The organism is Ruegeria sp. YTSA108, assembly GCF_059610185.1.
Genome location: NZ_JBXWND010000017.1, coordinates 18,994 through 33,651, shown reverse-complemented (window position 1 = coordinate 33,651; position 14,658 = coordinate 18,994). Strand labels below are relative to the sequence as shown.

13 protein-coding genes and 1 pseudogene are annotated in these 14,658 nt (G+C 59.0%); 11 read left to right on the top strand and 3 right to left on the bottom strand.

Annotation, left to right across the window (positions count from 1 at the left end; all coding sequences use genetic code 11):
- Positions 1-35: 35 nt before the first annotated feature.
- The 11 genes and pseudogenes from AC2FHW_RS18155 (at position 36) to AC2FHW_RS18105 (ending at position 12,227) form a co-directional block, all read left to right on the top strand.
- Positions 36-1,448: a YcjX family GTP-binding protein gene (locus AC2FHW_RS18155; protein ID WP_496679202.1), complete on the top strand. Its 1,413-nt coding sequence runs from the start codon at positions 36-38 to the stop codon at positions 1,446-1,448.
- Positions 1,445-1,900 (top strand): GNAT family N-acetyltransferase, encoded by a 456-nt coding sequence (locus tag AC2FHW_RS18150; protein WP_271952301.1) that lies wholly within the window; start codon positions 1,445-1,447, stop codon positions 1,898-1,900. Before AC2FHW_RS18155 ends, AC2FHW_RS18150 begins: the two co-directional genes overlap by 4 nt.
- Positions 1,893-2,882 (top strand): YcjF family protein, encoded by a 990-nt coding sequence (locus tag AC2FHW_RS18145; protein ID WP_271952300.1) that lies wholly within the window; start codon positions 1,893-1,895, stop codon positions 2,880-2,882. The genes AC2FHW_RS18150 and AC2FHW_RS18145 overlap by 8 nt, the downstream gene beginning before the upstream one ends.
- Positions 2,883-2,936: 54 nt before the next feature.
- Entirely contained in the window at positions 2,937-3,647 is a 711-nt protein-coding gene (locus tag AC2FHW_RS18140; protein WP_281973820.1) for a VIT1/CCC1 transporter family protein, read from the top strand.
- A 91-nt stretch (positions 3,648-3,738) separates the two neighbouring features.
- A pseudogene (locus tag AC2FHW_RS18135) lies at positions 3,739-4,140 on the top strand (NAD-dependent epimerase/dehydratase family protein); the annotation flags it as partial.
- A 380-nt stretch (positions 4,141-4,520) separates the two neighbouring features.
- Positions 4,521-4,751, top strand: a complete 231-nt coding sequence (locus AC2FHW_RS18130; RefSeq protein WP_334223326.1) for a DoxX-like family protein — start codon at positions 4,521-4,523, stop codon at positions 4,749-4,751.
- Positions 4,751-5,230 carry a DUF2269 family protein gene (locus AC2FHW_RS18125; protein ID WP_271952334.1) on the top strand — a complete coding sequence of 160 codons (480 nt, stop codon included), beginning with the start codon at positions 4,751-4,753 and terminating at the stop codon, positions 5,228-5,230. Before AC2FHW_RS18130 ends, AC2FHW_RS18125 begins: the two co-directional genes overlap by 1 nt.
- Positions 5,231-5,325: 95 nt before the next feature.
- Entirely contained in the window at positions 5,326-8,019 is a 2,694-nt protein-coding gene (locus AC2FHW_RS18120; RefSeq protein ID WP_496822394.1) for a DUF2339 domain-containing protein, read from the top strand.
- Positions 8,020-8,182: 163 nt separating this feature from the next.
- On the top strand, positions 8,183-11,095 hold the full coding sequence (ileS, locus tag AC2FHW_RS18115) for an isoleucine--tRNA ligase (RefSeq protein ID WP_496729659.1): 2,913 nt from the start codon (positions 8,183-8,185) through the stop codon (positions 11,093-11,095).
- Between the two features lie 132 nt (positions 11,096-11,227).
- The gene (locus AC2FHW_RS18110) at positions 11,228-11,683 is read left to right on the top strand and encodes a methylated-DNA--[protein]-cysteine S-methyltransferase (RefSeq protein WP_281973816.1); all 456 of its coding nucleotides are present in this window, start codon (positions 11,228-11,230) and stop codon (positions 11,681-11,683) included.
- Between the two features lie 76 nt (positions 11,684-11,759).
- On the top strand, positions 11,760-12,227 hold the full coding sequence (locus AC2FHW_RS18105) for a hypothetical protein (protein ID WP_271952288.1): 468 nt from the start codon (positions 11,760-11,762) through the stop codon (positions 12,225-12,227).
- Between the two features lie 2 nt (positions 12,228-12,229).
- On the opposite strand, the gene AC2FHW_RS18100 is transcribed toward AC2FHW_RS18105, so the two are convergent.
- From AC2FHW_RS18100 to AC2FHW_RS18090, 3 genes are all read right to left on the bottom strand, one after another.
- A complete protein-coding gene (locus AC2FHW_RS18100) occupies positions 12,230-12,925 on the bottom strand; it encodes a CDP-alcohol phosphatidyltransferase family protein (protein WP_271952286.1) in 696 nt (231 codons plus the stop codon).
- Between the two features lie 67 nt (positions 12,926-12,992).
- Positions 12,993-13,913 (bottom strand): tyrosine recombinase XerC, encoded by a 921-nt coding sequence (locus AC2FHW_RS18095; protein WP_142640159.1) that lies wholly within the window; start codon positions 13,911-13,913, stop codon positions 12,993-12,995.
- Positions 13,910-14,617, bottom strand: a complete 708-nt coding sequence (locus AC2FHW_RS18090; protein ID WP_142640161.1) for a DUF484 family protein — start codon at positions 14,615-14,617, stop codon at positions 13,910-13,912. Before AC2FHW_RS18090 ends, AC2FHW_RS18095 begins: the two co-directional genes overlap by 4 nt.
- Positions 14,618-14,658 lie beyond the last annotated feature (41 nt).

The following is a 14,658-nucleotide window of genomic DNA, read 5'->3' as shown; positions in this document are numbered from 1 at the left end:
TATCTTGAGCGAAACGATAAAAGCGGGGCGACGGCTTGGTCATCTCATCTATGGCAGACAGTCTTGTGCGCGGCATGGAATCCGTGGGCGACAGCGTTTCCGAAGCTCTGTTCGAGCCGGTCATCCGCCTTGGTGTCACTGGGTTGGCGCGTTCGGGCAAAACGGTGTTCATCACCTCGCTTGTTGCAAATCTGCTGGACCGTGGGCGAATGCCGGGCCTTGTTGCGCAGCATGAGGGACGGATCAACGCAGCTTACCTTCAGCCGCAGCCGGATGATACCGTGCCCCGGTTCGACTATGAAAACCATCTTGCTGCGCTGACCGGGCCAAACCCGCATTGGCCCGAAAGCACCCGCGCCGTGTCCGAGTTGCGCCTGTCGTTCAAGGTTCGCCCTGCCGGTCTGCTGTCTGGCCTGAAGGGGCCGCGAACCGTGCATCTGGATATTGTAGATTATCCGGGCGAATGGTTGCTGGACTTGGCCCTGCTGGACAAATCATATGACGACTGGTCAACCGAAACGCTGAACCGCATCACAGAGCGGGCCGAAGCACAAGAGTTTCTGGCGCAGGCCAAAGCGGTCGCGCCAGAGGCAAAACATGATGAGCCGGTGGCGCAATCTTTGGCGCAGGCGTTCTCGGGCTATCTGAACACGGCGCGCGATGCCGGGTTTTACGATTGTACCCCGGGACGGTTCCTGTTGCCGGGTGATCTGGCGGGATCACCGGTTCTGACCTTCGCGCCGCTGCCAGTCGAAGGGGTCGCCACCCGTAAAAGCCTGCACCGCGAAATGGCGCGGCGCTACGAAGCCTATAAAATGCGCGTGGTCAAACCGTTCTTTCGCGAACATTTTGCCCGGATCGATCGACAGGTTGTTCTGGTCGACGCGCTGGGTGCGATTCACAAAGGGCCGAAAGCGGTTGAGGATATGCGCCGGGCGATGGGAGATATCCTGTCGGCCTTCCGTCCGGGGCGCAACGCGTGGCTCAGCCAGTATCTTCTGGGCAAACGGGTCGAGCGCATTTTGTTTGCCGCCACCAAGGCCGATCATTTGCACCACCTGCAGCATCCACGTCTGACCAGCATCATGGAGGCGTTGACACGCGACGCCCGTGACCGCGCCAGTTTTGCCGGGGCCGAGACCTCGGCTGTGTCACTGGCGGCTTTGCGGGCAACAACCGAAGAGATGCGAACCCATGAAGGAGTGCCGCTTGCCTGCGTGCGGGGCACTTTGCTTGATGGCAAGCAGGCGGCCTTCTACCCCGGTGAGTTGCCCGAAGACCCGGCTCATTTGTTGGGGGCAGCCCGCAGCGGAGCAGAAAGCTGGCTGGGCGAAGACTATGGGTTCATGAGTTTTGCGCCTGCGAACCTGACCCTGCGATCGGGTGACGGCCCGCCCCATATCCGGCTTGATCGCGCGGCCCAGTTCCTGATCGGAGACCGGCTATGACCGTAACGCTCCGCCCTGCGCGCAGCACGGATGCTGGCGCGACGGGGAAAATCCTGCATGGTTTTGCTTGTGAAAATGAGTGGATGCCAGAGCTGCATTCCTGTGCCGAAACCATCGCCTTTTGCGGCGTGATGATTGATCGCGACTGGATCACCGTTGCTGAAAACGAGGATGGTGTAGTTGGTTTTCTGGCATTGAATGGTTCAGAGGTCCATTCGCTTTACCTGCGTGCGTCAGCGCGCAATCAGGGCATCGGGCAGCGCCTGTTGGATCAGGCGAAATCTGGCCGACAAAAGCTGTCCCTGTTCGCCTTTCAGGCCAACCATGGCGCGCGAAGATTCTACGAGCGCAACGGATTTGCAGAGATTGCCCGCGGTGACGGGGCCGATAATGACGAAAACCTGCCGGACATCAAATTTGTCTGGAACAGAGAAAGAGCTTCTGATGGCTAAGGGTCCAGTTCTGATCGATCTTGATCCCGAGGAACCTGTTGCGGATGTCGCTTTGGCACCGCCCGTTCCGGATGCGGGCGAACCACAGGGGAAGGCGATGCAGGCCGCCGCGCGTCTGGCTGTACGGAAACCGTCGGCCCTGTCACGCTGGTTCTGGGGACTGGCGGCGGCGGTCATCGGCGCGGTTGTCTCGGTGGCGGCATGGGATTTTGTGACCGCTTTGCTGTTGCGCGCGCCGGTTTTGGGATGGGTCGTAACTGGCCTGATTGGCGCGTTGCTGCTGGTTGCCCTGATCATCGCTTTGCGAGAACTTGCCGCGATCGGGCGGCTTTCGCGTGTTGATGGAATCCGTCGCGCCGCAGACACCGCGTTGGCAGAGGCGGATCTGACGCAAGCCCGCGCCGTAACCAACCGGTTGTTGGCATTTTACAACGGGCGCGAGGACGTTCGATGGGGCCGCGATAGGCTGGCCGAACGTATCGCCGAGCCTTTCGATGCCTCGGATCTGATGGCTCTGGCCGAGGACGAGCTGCTGGCCCCTCTGGATGCTGCGGCCAGTCGAGAAGTCGAGGCCGCAGCGCGTCAGGTCGCGACGGTGACCGCTCTGGTTCCTTTGGCTCTTGCGGATGTGGCGACGGCTTTGGCAGCCTCGTTGCGAATGATCCGGCGCATAGCTGAGATCTATGGTGGAAGGGCCGGTTTTCTGGGCAGCTGGCGCCTGACCCGGGCGGTCTTTGTGCATCTGGTCGCAACCGGCGCGGTGGCAATGGGCGACGACTTGCTTGAACCGGTGCTGGGTGGGTCTGTCCTGAGCAAACTGTCGCGGCGGTTTGGCGAAGGCCTGGTTAACGGGGCGCTTAGCGCGCGCGTCGGCGTGGCCGCGATGGAGGTCTGCCGTCCTTTACCGTTCTCGGACCGTCACAAGCCCTCGACCCGGTCGATGATCAAGCGTGCGCTGGCGGGGCTGTTTTCGAAAACTTGACCTGAGACAAAGCGTTCCTGCCAGCCGCGCATCATAACAAAGCAGGAGGCACCCATGACAGACCATGGACACAGCCAGCAAGAAATCGCGGCACGTATCAACGCGCCGCCGGGGCGTGGCGTTTTGCGTGATGTGGTTTACGGCGGGATCGATGGATCAGTCACCACTTTTGCCATCGTTGCGGGCGTTGCCGGGGCGGGGCTGTCACCGTTCATCATCATAGCGCTGGGGCTGGCCAATGTGCTGGCTGACGGGTTTTCGATGGCGGCGGGGAATTACTCGGGCACCAAGGCTGAACTGGATAACATCCGGCGCATTCGCGCGATCGAGGAGCGTCATATACATCTTTACCCCGATGGTGAACGGAACGAGGTGCGCGAGATTTTAGCCCAGAAAGGACTGTCGGGCCGTGTGCTGGACGAAGCCACCGATGCGATCACGGAAAACCATGACAACTGGATCGACCTGATGATCGAGGGAGAATATGGCCTGGGCAGCGTCGATCCGCATCCGCGCAAAGCTGCGGTGGCGACGTTTTTTGCCTTTCTTGTGGCCGGCATGGTTCCGCTTTTGCCGTTTCTGTTTTCGGTGGACCGGGCATTTGCTGCTTCGGCCTGGATGACGATGGGTGTTTTCTTTGCCATTGGTGCCCTCAAAAGCCGCTGGTCGCTGGCTCCGTGGTGGCGGTCAGGGATCGAAACGCTGCTGATTGGTGGGGCCGCTGCCGCAATCGCCTATTTCGTCGGTTCACTGTTTCACCCCTAGCGGTCGGAATTGTCGCAGTTTGCCCGGTGCCGCAGACGGCTGCCGCTCGACCCGCTAGGTTGGGGCGCAACTTCAGCAGGTTAGGTGCCCGATGCAAGGTTCTGGGAAAAATATACTTGTTCTAGGCGCTTATGGGTTTATCGGCGCGGCGATGATGCGGTCTCTTTCGGATCGAGGTGCCAATGTATGCGGCCTTGTGCGCGATACAAACCTGGGTGAGAAAATCCTGCCTGGGATGTCTTTGGCTCAGGGAGATTTGCGCCAGCTCACGAACCCACACGATTGGCGGGAAATTCTGTCAGGTTTTGATTGTATCGTGAACTGCGCCGGGGCGTTGCAGGACGGACCAAAGGACGATCTTGAGGCGGTGCATCACACTGCGATTGCCGCCCTCGGGCAGGCCTGCGCCGCGCGCGAGATTGCTTTGGTTCAGATTTCTGCAACCGGAAGCAGCCCAGAGGCAGACACGGAATTCATGCGCACCAAAGCCTCCGGGGATGCCGCCTTGCAGGCCAGTGGTGTGCCGCTGTGGATTCTAAGGCCGGGCCTTGTGATCGGACAGACTGACTATGGTGGAACGACCTTGTTGCGCATGCTGGCCGCAATTCCGCTTGTGCAACCGATCGCCTATCCGCAGACGCTGGTTCAATGTGTTGGAATGGCCGATTTGTGCAGCGCCGTGGCGGCGGCCGTTGATGAGACGTTGCCACAGGGTACCTATGATCTGGTCGAGGATCAGGCTCATTCGCTGTCCGAGGTTCTGGACGAAACCCGCCATTGGATGGGGTTCCCTAAGGCACGTGTTCGGATAACGGCACCGGCTGTGGTTGCTAAGCTCGCCGCCGGTTGCGCCGATCAACTTGGGCGCTTGGGGTGGCGTTCGCCCCTTCGCAGCAACGCAATGACGGTCATGGCTACCGGAGTTCTTGGCGACCATGGGCAGAACGCGCCTGCATCGCTCAACTTTGTGTGGCGGTTTTCTACCTGCTGGCGGCCTCATTTATGGTTCCTGCCTTGTGGCTCGACCCGCTTGGACCGCTTGTTAAGGTCATGCCCGCGATCATGTTGTCTCTGGTCGCACTGCCAATGGTGAAAAGCCGATGATGGACCCGGATCTGATCTTGCGCTGGTTTCATGTGATCGGGGCCTGCGTCTTGTTGGGAACCGGGGCCGGAATCGCATTCTTCATGCTGATGGCCCATCGGTCACGCGACCCGCGTTTCATCGCCCAGACGGTGGCAATCGTGGTGCTGGCCGATATGCTGTTCACCACAACCGCCGTTGTTTTGCAGCCAATTTCAGGTGGCTTGCTGGCCTTCAGATTGGGCTGGTCACTGGTCGAAGGGTGGGTGCTGCTGTCACTATTGCTGTATGTCCTGACCGGTGTCTTCTGGCTGCCGGTCGTCTGGATGCAGATAAAGATGCGGAACCTCGCGCAAGAGGCGGCAGATCGCGATACTGCTCTGCCGCGTTCGTATTTCATATTGTTCCGGCTTTGGTTTGCATGTGGGATCCCCGCATTTCTGGCCGTTTTGGCCATAGTCTGGCTGATGGTTTCCCGCCCTTCAATAGACCTGTTTTGATTTCAGGCCATGTCGCGGTATGCAGGACGGTATTCCGGACTGTTTCTACCTGATGCATCAGGTTAGCCTGCAGAGAATTTGATAGGAGAAACAGGTTGGAATCCCTTCTGGTCCTTCTTGCGTTGGTTGCGCTGGCTATTCCTTTGACCATTGTGCTGCTGCTTGTCAGTCAGGTTCGGTTGCGGCGGCGGGTCGTCCAGTTAGAGGCGGACATCCTGTCACTGAAACAAGGCACTAATACTGAACCAGAACTCGCAACAGAGCCCGAGTCCAAGGCGCAGACTATTCCGGCCAAAGCGCCTCCAGTGTGGCCGATAGCCGACCAACCTGAGACCGAACAGCCAATCCCCCCGCAATCTCCTCAAGAAGCACTGGTTTTCAGCTCTGACCGTTTCGCGTTGCTGCAGGAATGGCTGCAGGAAAACTGGTTCTATGTCGTTTCGGCACTGTCGCTGGCACTGGCGGGAATTTTTTTGGTGCAATACGGCGTCGAGAACGGGTTACTGCCGCCGTCGGCACGTGTCGTTGCCGCATTGCTGTTTGGCGCGGCGCTGATTGTCAGCGGAGAGGTCATTCGCAGGCGCTATGGCGATGGCGTGGACTCCGCGAGCGCCTATTTGCCCTCGGTGTTCTCAGGCGCGGGGCTGGTCACATTGTTTGGCGGCGTTCTGGCGGCGCGGCAACTATATGGCTTGATCGGCCCTGAATTTGCGCTTGTCGCCATGATTGGCGTTGCATCTGTCGGGTTGGTTTTGGGTTGGTTCCATGGTCCGCTATTGGCAGCTGTCGGACTGACAGGTGCCTTTGCCTCCCCATTCTTGGTCGGTGGCTCTTCGGATGATCCGACCTGGTTATATGGCTACTTCCTAACCATAACGGTTCTGGGCCTGGGCATAGACACCGTCCGCCGATGGGCGTGGATTTCGGTTCTGACACTGGTCGGAGGTTATTCTTCGTGTCTGCTGCTGGTCCTGTCGGAACCGATGACAGAGCCGGGCTATCTGACCTGCATCACCGCCTTTGCGCTCATCACTATTGCGATTCCGGTCCGGCGAATTCGGCCTGATCACACCGGCCCGATGGTCAGCGAAATGATCCGACGCCAAAGCGGCGAGGCATGGCCCGAGTTTCCGACGCGTCTGGCATTTGGTGCGGTTGCGGTCAGCTCGGCCATCCTGGCGCTGCACTGGCCGGATTCTGCCGGTGAGTTCTGGTTGAGCCTGACGCTTTTGGCTGGTCTGACCTTTGCGATGATCGTTTGGACAAGCGGGGCGAGGGCACTTCAGGACATCAGTGTTTTCCCGATTGTTGGCCTTGTCTGGCTCGTATTTCTCCAGGGTTGGGAGCGGGGCAAAGTCGCACAGCGTTTTGCTGAGACCTATGCCGAAACCCCCGAGGCGGATTTTCCCTTTGTCGTGACATTGCTTGTGGCACTAGGTGCTGCCCTGTCGGTTGCGGCGGCGTGGCGGTCGATGCAGCAGGGGCGCTATGGCGTGGTCTGGGCGGCTGGGGCGGTAAAAACCGCACCGATACTTGCCATCGCTCTTGAGATCGCTTGGCGCCCGGCCGAGGTTTTGGGCGCGTATTTCTGGGGGCTGCACGCAATGGCTCTGGGTGCCTTGATGGTGGTCTTTGCCGAACGCTATGCGCGCGTGGATGGTGAACAACGTATACGTCCTGCGCTGGCCACGTTATCCGCGCTGTCCTGTCTTGCATTTGCCTGTGTCATCGTGCTGAGTTCTGGCGCCTTGACGATTGCGTTGGTTGTGACCGTTGTAGCCGCTGCCGCGCTGGATCGTCGGTTCAACCTGCCTCAGCTCAGTTGGTTTATCTGGGCCGGGGTCTTCACGGTGACTGTGCGGCTGATCCTGAACCCGGGCCTGTACTGGGCCAATACGGTGCCGGTCGGTGAAATGACGTTGGTCTATGGCGCCGCCACCCTTGGATATGTTCTCGCCTGGGGCCTGATCCGGGGATTGAACCGCCCCGTTGCAATCTTGCTGCTGGAAAGCGCAGCCTGGGCAACCGCGGGGATATTGCTGTCATTGCTGCTGCTGCGCTGGCTGGAAGGGTTCGGTCAAGGCGGGATGGAGGATAGCCATTGGGGGTTGGGCCTGATGGCGGTGATCTGGCTGCTGTTGGCGGCGGCACAGATACGGCGGTTCGATTTGGGCGGGCCGTTGAACTATGTCCGCTATGGGCTGGCGGCGTTCTTTGCCGCCCATGCCCTGTTCCGACTTGCGCAAGCGCTGACCGAGGCAAATCCCGTTCTTTATGTGCACAGTGATCCCGTGTTGGGGCCTGCGCTGATGAACACGCTTGCCATAGCCTACCTTCTTCCTGCCGGGGTCCTTGCCATGTCAGCCTGGCGCATTGAACAGATGCCGGTTTGGTTGCGGCAGGGCTGTTTCGGTCTTGCGGGTGCGCTTGCAGCATATTGGCTGGGTGCTTCTATTCGTCATTTCTGGCAGGGTCCCGGTGGCATGTATGTCGGGGCTGGGGTCAGCCAACCAGAGCTTTACACCTATACCTTGGCCCTTTTGATTGCAGGCGCGGCGCTGTTTTATCAATCTTTGGCCCGTCGGTCCGACCTGTTGCGCAAAGTGGGGCTGGCTGTGATCGGACTGGCCGTGGCTAAGGTATTTCTGATCGACATCGCCGGGCTGGGCGGCCTGATCCGGGTCTTTTCGCTGCTGGCGCTGGGGCTTGCACTGGCCGGTTTGGCGTGGCTGAATCGCTGGGCAAAGCTGCGCCAATCGCCACAAGGGGCGGAACCTCTGGACCATTAGCTGTCGGCGTCCTATAAGCGCGGCCATGTATGCCCGTCTGGCCATCATTATTCGAATTATTTCCCCGGCGCTCTGACCACTGAGACGCCGGGCAAAGGTGTTTGAGAACTCGCACCGACCGCTTCGATCCCAATACGACCAGATCATTCAAAGGACGCCCCCAATGTGCGCCGACACGACCCAAACACCTGATTACAAAGACACGCTGAACCTGCCGAAAACCGATTTCCCCATGCGCGCAGGCCTGCCCAAGCGCGAACCCGCATGGCTGGAACGCTGGGAAGAGATCGGTGTCTATGACCGCCTGCGTGAAAAACAGGGCCGCACGCCCTTTACCCTGCACGATGGCCCTCCGTATGCGAACGGTCACCTTCATATCGGTCACGCGCTGAACAAGACGATCAAAGACATGATCGTGCGCAGCCATCAGATGATGGGCCACGACGCGCGCTATGTGCCAGGATGGGATTGTCACGGTCTGCCGATCGAATGGAAGATCGAGGAACAGTATCGCAAGAAGGGCAAGAACAAGGACGAGGTGAACGTTGTCGACTTCCGTCAGGAATGCCGCAAGTTCGCCGAGGGCTGGATCGACATCCAGCGTGAAGAGTTCAAGCGTCTGGGCATCACCGGCAACTGGGCCGATCCCTACATCACCATGGACTATCACGCCGAGGCTGTGATCGCGGATGAGTTCATGAAGTTCCTGATGAACGGAACGCTCTATCAGGGGTCCAAGCCAGTCATGTGGTCGCCGGTTGAAAAAACCGCGCTGGCCGAAGCCGAGGTCGAGTATCACGACAAGGAAAGCTTCACCATCTGGGTGAAGTTCAAGGTTGTGAATGCGGGCAATCTGGATGACGCGTTTGTTGTGATCTGGACGACGACACCTTGGACCATGCCCTCGAACAAGGCTGTGGTCTATGGCAAGGACATCTCCTACGGGCTGTACGAAGTCACTGATGCGCCAGAGGAATGCTGGGCTGCTGTTGGCGACAAGTTCCTGCTGGCGGACAATCTGGCCGCTGACGTGCTGGGCCGCGCCCGCTTGAACGACGACCAGTGGACCCGCGTCCGTGATGTCACAGCAGATGAGCTGTCATCTGTCCAACTGGCCCACCCGCTGGCCGGGGCCGAGGGCGGTAATGGCGAATGGGATGACATCCGCGACTTCCGCGCGGCTGAGTTCGTGACCGACACAGAAGGAACGGGGTTTGTTCACTGCGCGCCGTCGCACGGGATGGAGGAATTTGAGCTCTACCGTGATCTTGGCATGCTGGAGCAGGTCATCACCTATAACGTGATGGACGATGGTTCGTTCCGCGCTGATCTGCCGTTCTTTGGCGGCAAATACATCCTGTCCCGCAAGGGCGGTGAGGGTGATGCCAACAAGTCCGTGATCGATAAGCTGGTTGAGGTTGGCGGGTTGCTGGCGCGCGGAAAGATCAAGCACAGTTATCCGCATTCCTGGCGCTCGAAGGCTCCGATCATCTATCGCAACACGCCGCAATGGTTTGCCTCGGTCGACCGCAAACTGGACGACGGCATGGGCGAAATGGGCGATAGCATCCGCGAACGCGCCCTGCGTTCGATCGACGAGTTGGTGAAATGGACCCCGCAGACCGGCCGCAACCGCCTGTATTCCATGATCGAGGCCCGGCCAGACTGGGTTCTGTCGCGCCAGCGCGCCTGGGGCGTACCGTTGACCTGCTTTACCAAGAAGGGCGCTTTGCCGACCGATCCCGATTTTCTGCTGCGCGACCCTGGCGTGAATGCGCGCGTCAAAGAAGCGTTTGAACAGGACGGGGCCGATTGCTGGTATCTTGACGGCGCGAAAGAGCGCTTCCTGGGCAATGACTATAACCCGGATGACTGGGATCAGGTGTTCGACGTTCTGGATGTTTGGTTCGATTCGGGCTCGACCCATGCCTTTGTGCTGCGCGACCGTGAGGACGGCACCGAGGACGGCATCGCCGATGTATATATGGAAGGCACCGACCAGCATCGTGGGTGGTTCCATTCGTCCATGCTGCAGGCCTGCGGCACCAAGGGCCGCGCGCCCTATCGCAACGTGGTGACCCATGGCTTTACGCTCGATGCCAAGGGCAACAAGATGTCCAAATCGCTGGGAAACACCATCGTGCCCGAAGAGGTCATCAAGCAATACGGTGCCGATATCCTGCGCCTGTGGGTGGCTCAGACCGATTACACCGCTGACCAGCGGATCGGACCTGAAATCCTGAAGGGCACCGCCGACAGCTATCGTCGGTTGCGCAACACCATGCGGTTCATGCTGGGCTCGCTGGCTGATTTTTCTGAGGCCGACCGGGTGGACCCTGCGGATATGCCGCGCCTGGAACGCTGGGTGCTCAGCCGTCTGGCCGATTTGGATGAACAGGTGCGAAAAGGATATGCGTCTTTCGACTTCCAGGGCGTGTTAAGTGCGGTGTTCACCTTTGCAACTGTTGATCTGTCGTCCTTCTATTTCGACGTCCGCAAGGATGCGCTGTATTGCGACGGCGACAATCTGCGCCGTCGTGCCGCGCGCACCGTGCTGGATATACTGTTCCACCGTCTGACCACATGGCTGGCCCCAGTTCTGGTCTTCACTATGGAAGAGGTCTGGCTGGAGCGGTTCCCGGGTGACGACAGCTCGGTCCATCTGGTGGACTTCCCGGAGACGCCTGCTGACTGGCGCAATACCGAGCTTGAGGCTGGCATGGCCAAGATCCGCCGGGTCCGCCGCGCTGTGACTGCCACGCTCGAAGTTCAGAGACAGGATAAGGTCATCGGTTCCAGCCTTGAGGCCGCACCGATCGTGCATGTCGAAGATGGTGAAACCCGCAATCTTCTGGCAACGTTTGACGTCGATGACATGTGCATCACGTCCGGTTTGACCGTCACCGGAGATCCGGCCCCGGCCGAGGCGTTCCGCCTGCCGGAAATCGAGGGCGTGGCCGTGGTGTTCGAAAAGGCTGAGGGCGAGAAATGTCAGCGCTGCTGGAAAATCCTGCCTGATGTGGGGCGCCATGCACATGACGGCGTGTGCGGGCGCTGTAACGACGCGCTGAACTAGTCGACGTTCTGCGGCAGAGGCGGAGTCTTTTGCGAGGCTCTGCCTCGCGCTCCGAGGTATTTTTGGCCAGATGAAGATCCGGATCCGCAGAATTCGGGTTGTGATGCGCGCGGTTTCTGTCAGCCTGTTCGCATGGGAATGATTGCGGTTGAGACCCGTTTCGGGACTTTGGGTGTTGAAGAAACAGATGGCGCGGTGACGCGTCTGATCTGGAATGGCGGCAATCAGGGCGAAGTCACGCCCCTGTTGCAGGAGGCCGCCGCGCAGCTGCGCGCCTATGATCAGGGGCGTTTGGACAGGTTCGATCTGCCTTACCGTATCGAGGGGTCGGAATTCCTGCGTCAGGTTTGCGACCTGATGTTTGCCATTCCGCTGGGCGAAACCAGAACTTATGGTGATCTCGCGAAGGAACTCGGTCAGCCCCCGCAACCTGTGGGGCAGGCCTGTGGCGCCAATCCCATTCCGGTGATTATCCCCTGCCACCGGGTGCTGGCCGCAAACGGGCTGGGCGGGTTTTCAGGTGATGGCGGGATTGAAACCAAAGTCGCGCTGTTGCGCCATGAACGCGCCGCCGGTCTGCTGATCTAGAAAGCGGAATTCTGTTGCAATCCCGCTGGTTGATGCCCAATTTGTTTCAAATAGAGATTTCAAAGGATCGCATGGTATGACCGATCAACCAGACTTGGCAGTTCGTAAAAAGGCCATCATCGACCGCCTTATGTCGCTTGAGGAGCAAGAGCTTGCGACCGCACAGGCGCATTACGACGCTTTCCTGAAAGATTCGCAGCTTGATGACCGGGAAGGGCATGACAAGGATGACATCGCAGCCTCGCGCGAGAATGCCGATCTGGCAGCAGCCTTCGATGCGCCGGTGCATGCGCATCATGCCAAGATCGATGTAATCGAGAATACGGATTTTGATCTGACCGACAGGGTGCAACCGGGTGCGGTGGTCAAGTTCAACAACCGGCGCTTTGTGGTCTGCGTCTCGACCACGCGGTTCGAAGTGGACGGCAAAACCTATATGGGCATCTCAACCCAAAGCCCGATTTACCTGGCGATGGCCGGCCTGCAACAGGGTGATGTGTTCGCTCATAACGGAACCGAGTTCGAGGTGCAGGAGGTCCTGTGACCTTATGCTTTGCGTGGCGGGATCACCTGCTGGGCAATTCCTGCGAACACCAGATACAAGCTGGTGATCACCAGACCCCAATGGGCCCAGCTTTCGGGGTGGAAATCGACCCAGGCAGCCCATCCGGCGAAGAAGGTCCAGGCAAATGCCATCGGCAATGACACATTGCGCCAACGTTCCGTGCGCACCGGGTGGATGAACTTCAATGGCAGGAACATCGCCAGCGAAAGCAGCGTCACCAGCAGCAGGATAACCCAGAAATTGGGCTCGAGCGCGAAGATCACAATGACGAACATGTTCCAGCAGCCCGGAAAGCCGGAAAAGGAATTGTCCTTCGTCTTCATCCTAGTGTCGGCAAAATACATAGCGCTGGCAAAGGTGATGACAATGATGGCGAACCAGCCGGTCCAGCCGTCCATCAAGCCCGATTTGAACAGGGCAAAGGCCGGGATGAACACATAGGTCAGGTAATCAATGATCAGATCCAGAAGCACGCCGTCAAATTCCGGGGCGTTCTTTTTGACGTGATAGTGCCGCGCCAAGGGGCCGTCGATACCGTCCACAATGAACGAGACGACCAGCCACAGATACATCAGGCTCCATTTCTCTTCGACGGCGGCCAGCATGGCGAGCATTGCAAATACAGCGCCGGTCGCGGTGAATAGATGTACGGAAAGAGCTTTGAATCTGTGTGTCATGGTGTCTCTTGAATGATGCACGGGCCAGATGCAAACCAAAAGCCCGGTCAATATGGATAGCGTTTGCTCAGGCTTTTGGGTGGGTGCGGTTGTAAACTTCCATCAGGCGCGCCGTGTCGACCGCAGTATATGCCTGGGTGGTGGACAACGATGCGTGGCCCAGCAATTCTTGAATGGTGCGTAGATCACCGCCCGCAGACAGCAGGTGGGTCGCGAAACTGTGGCGCATGGCATGGGGTGTTACAGTGGAAGGCAGCCCAAGCTGCTGGCGCGCTTTGGCCATCACCCCCTGAATGGCTCGGGGGTTCAGGGGGCCTCCGCGAACCCCGCGAAACAGTGCCTTCTCCCTGGATTGGGGGTGGGGGCACAGCTTTACATATTGATCTACAGCTGTTTGCGCGACCGGCAGGACCGGGACGACCCTTTCTTTGTTGCCCTTGCCGGTGATCCGCAGCGAGTTGGGCAAAGGGGTATCCGCTCCGGTCAGTGAGAGAGCCTCGGAAATACGCAAACCGCAGCCATATAAAAGAGTAACGACCGCAACGTCGCGGGCAGAAACCCAGTCGCTGGCTGATTGCATCTCGACCGTTTCAATCATCGCACGTGCGGCATCCTCGGCCATGGGACGAGGGAGTTTTTGGGTAAATTTGGGGGCGCGGGTCGACAGAACTGCGGTCGGCTCAAACCCTTCACGCTCCGAAAGCCAACGGTAGAAGGTTTTTACGGCGGAAAGTTTGCGCGCAAGCGAGCGCGAGCCAACGCCGGATGCGCGCTGATCGGCCATCCATGCCCGCATGTCCGAGATTGTAATCCGTGCAATCGCCGCCATCCCCTGGCTCTCGCTATGGTGCAGTGTCATGAAGGACAGAAATTCGGACACATCCCCCCGATAGGCGGTAAGCGTGTTTTCGGACCGGCCTGACAAGGCCCCCAGGCCATCAAGCCAGTTTTGCAGTGCGTCACGACAAGCCGGAGAAATAAGGCTCACGACAGCCAATGGCGCATCGACCGTTCGAAGACACCAGCAAAGAAAGTCAGAAGATCCGTACCCAGCTTTGGCGTAAAGTGCCTGGGGTCTTTTGCGCTCATGATGATCATGCCAGGCAGGCGGCCTTCGCCCAAATCCAGCCTCAGACAAGCTTCAGAGCGCAGGTGATCCGCATCACTGCCGAATATCCTGTGCGCGGGGTGGATGATTTCACGCAAGACGACCTCGCGTGCAGGGCCGCTGTGGTCAAAGGTCAGATAGTTGTCGACGAAACCGGGTTCGACGATGGCCAGCACGCCTGCCAGTCTTGAGATAGCCGGGTCTTTCTGGACTGCCGTCGTTTCAAGAACCAGCGTAATGCGTTCGACACGCAGTATGTCAGCCACATCTGCACCAAGTATTTGCAGGAATTCCTCAAATCCGACCGGTTCAAGTAGCCGAAGAATGGCCCGATGAACCTGATTTGTGCCTGCCAGATTTTCATAGGCTGCCGCAATGACCGAGCGGTGCGTATCCTCCAGCCGGTCCAGCCGGGCCTCGAGCCGTTGCATGGCTATGCCGCGCAGGTCGATGACGTTATTCCCGCGCGCCTGCTCATTTGCGGTGACGAGGGCCTGCATCAGGTCCTTGTCATCCAGAATGGCATCTGGTTCGGCCAGAATCGCCTCGCGCAAGGTGTCCTTGAGTATGGTGTTGCTGCTCATGTCCTGTCCGGTCTTTTTTATTTTTCGGCCTTATAGCACGG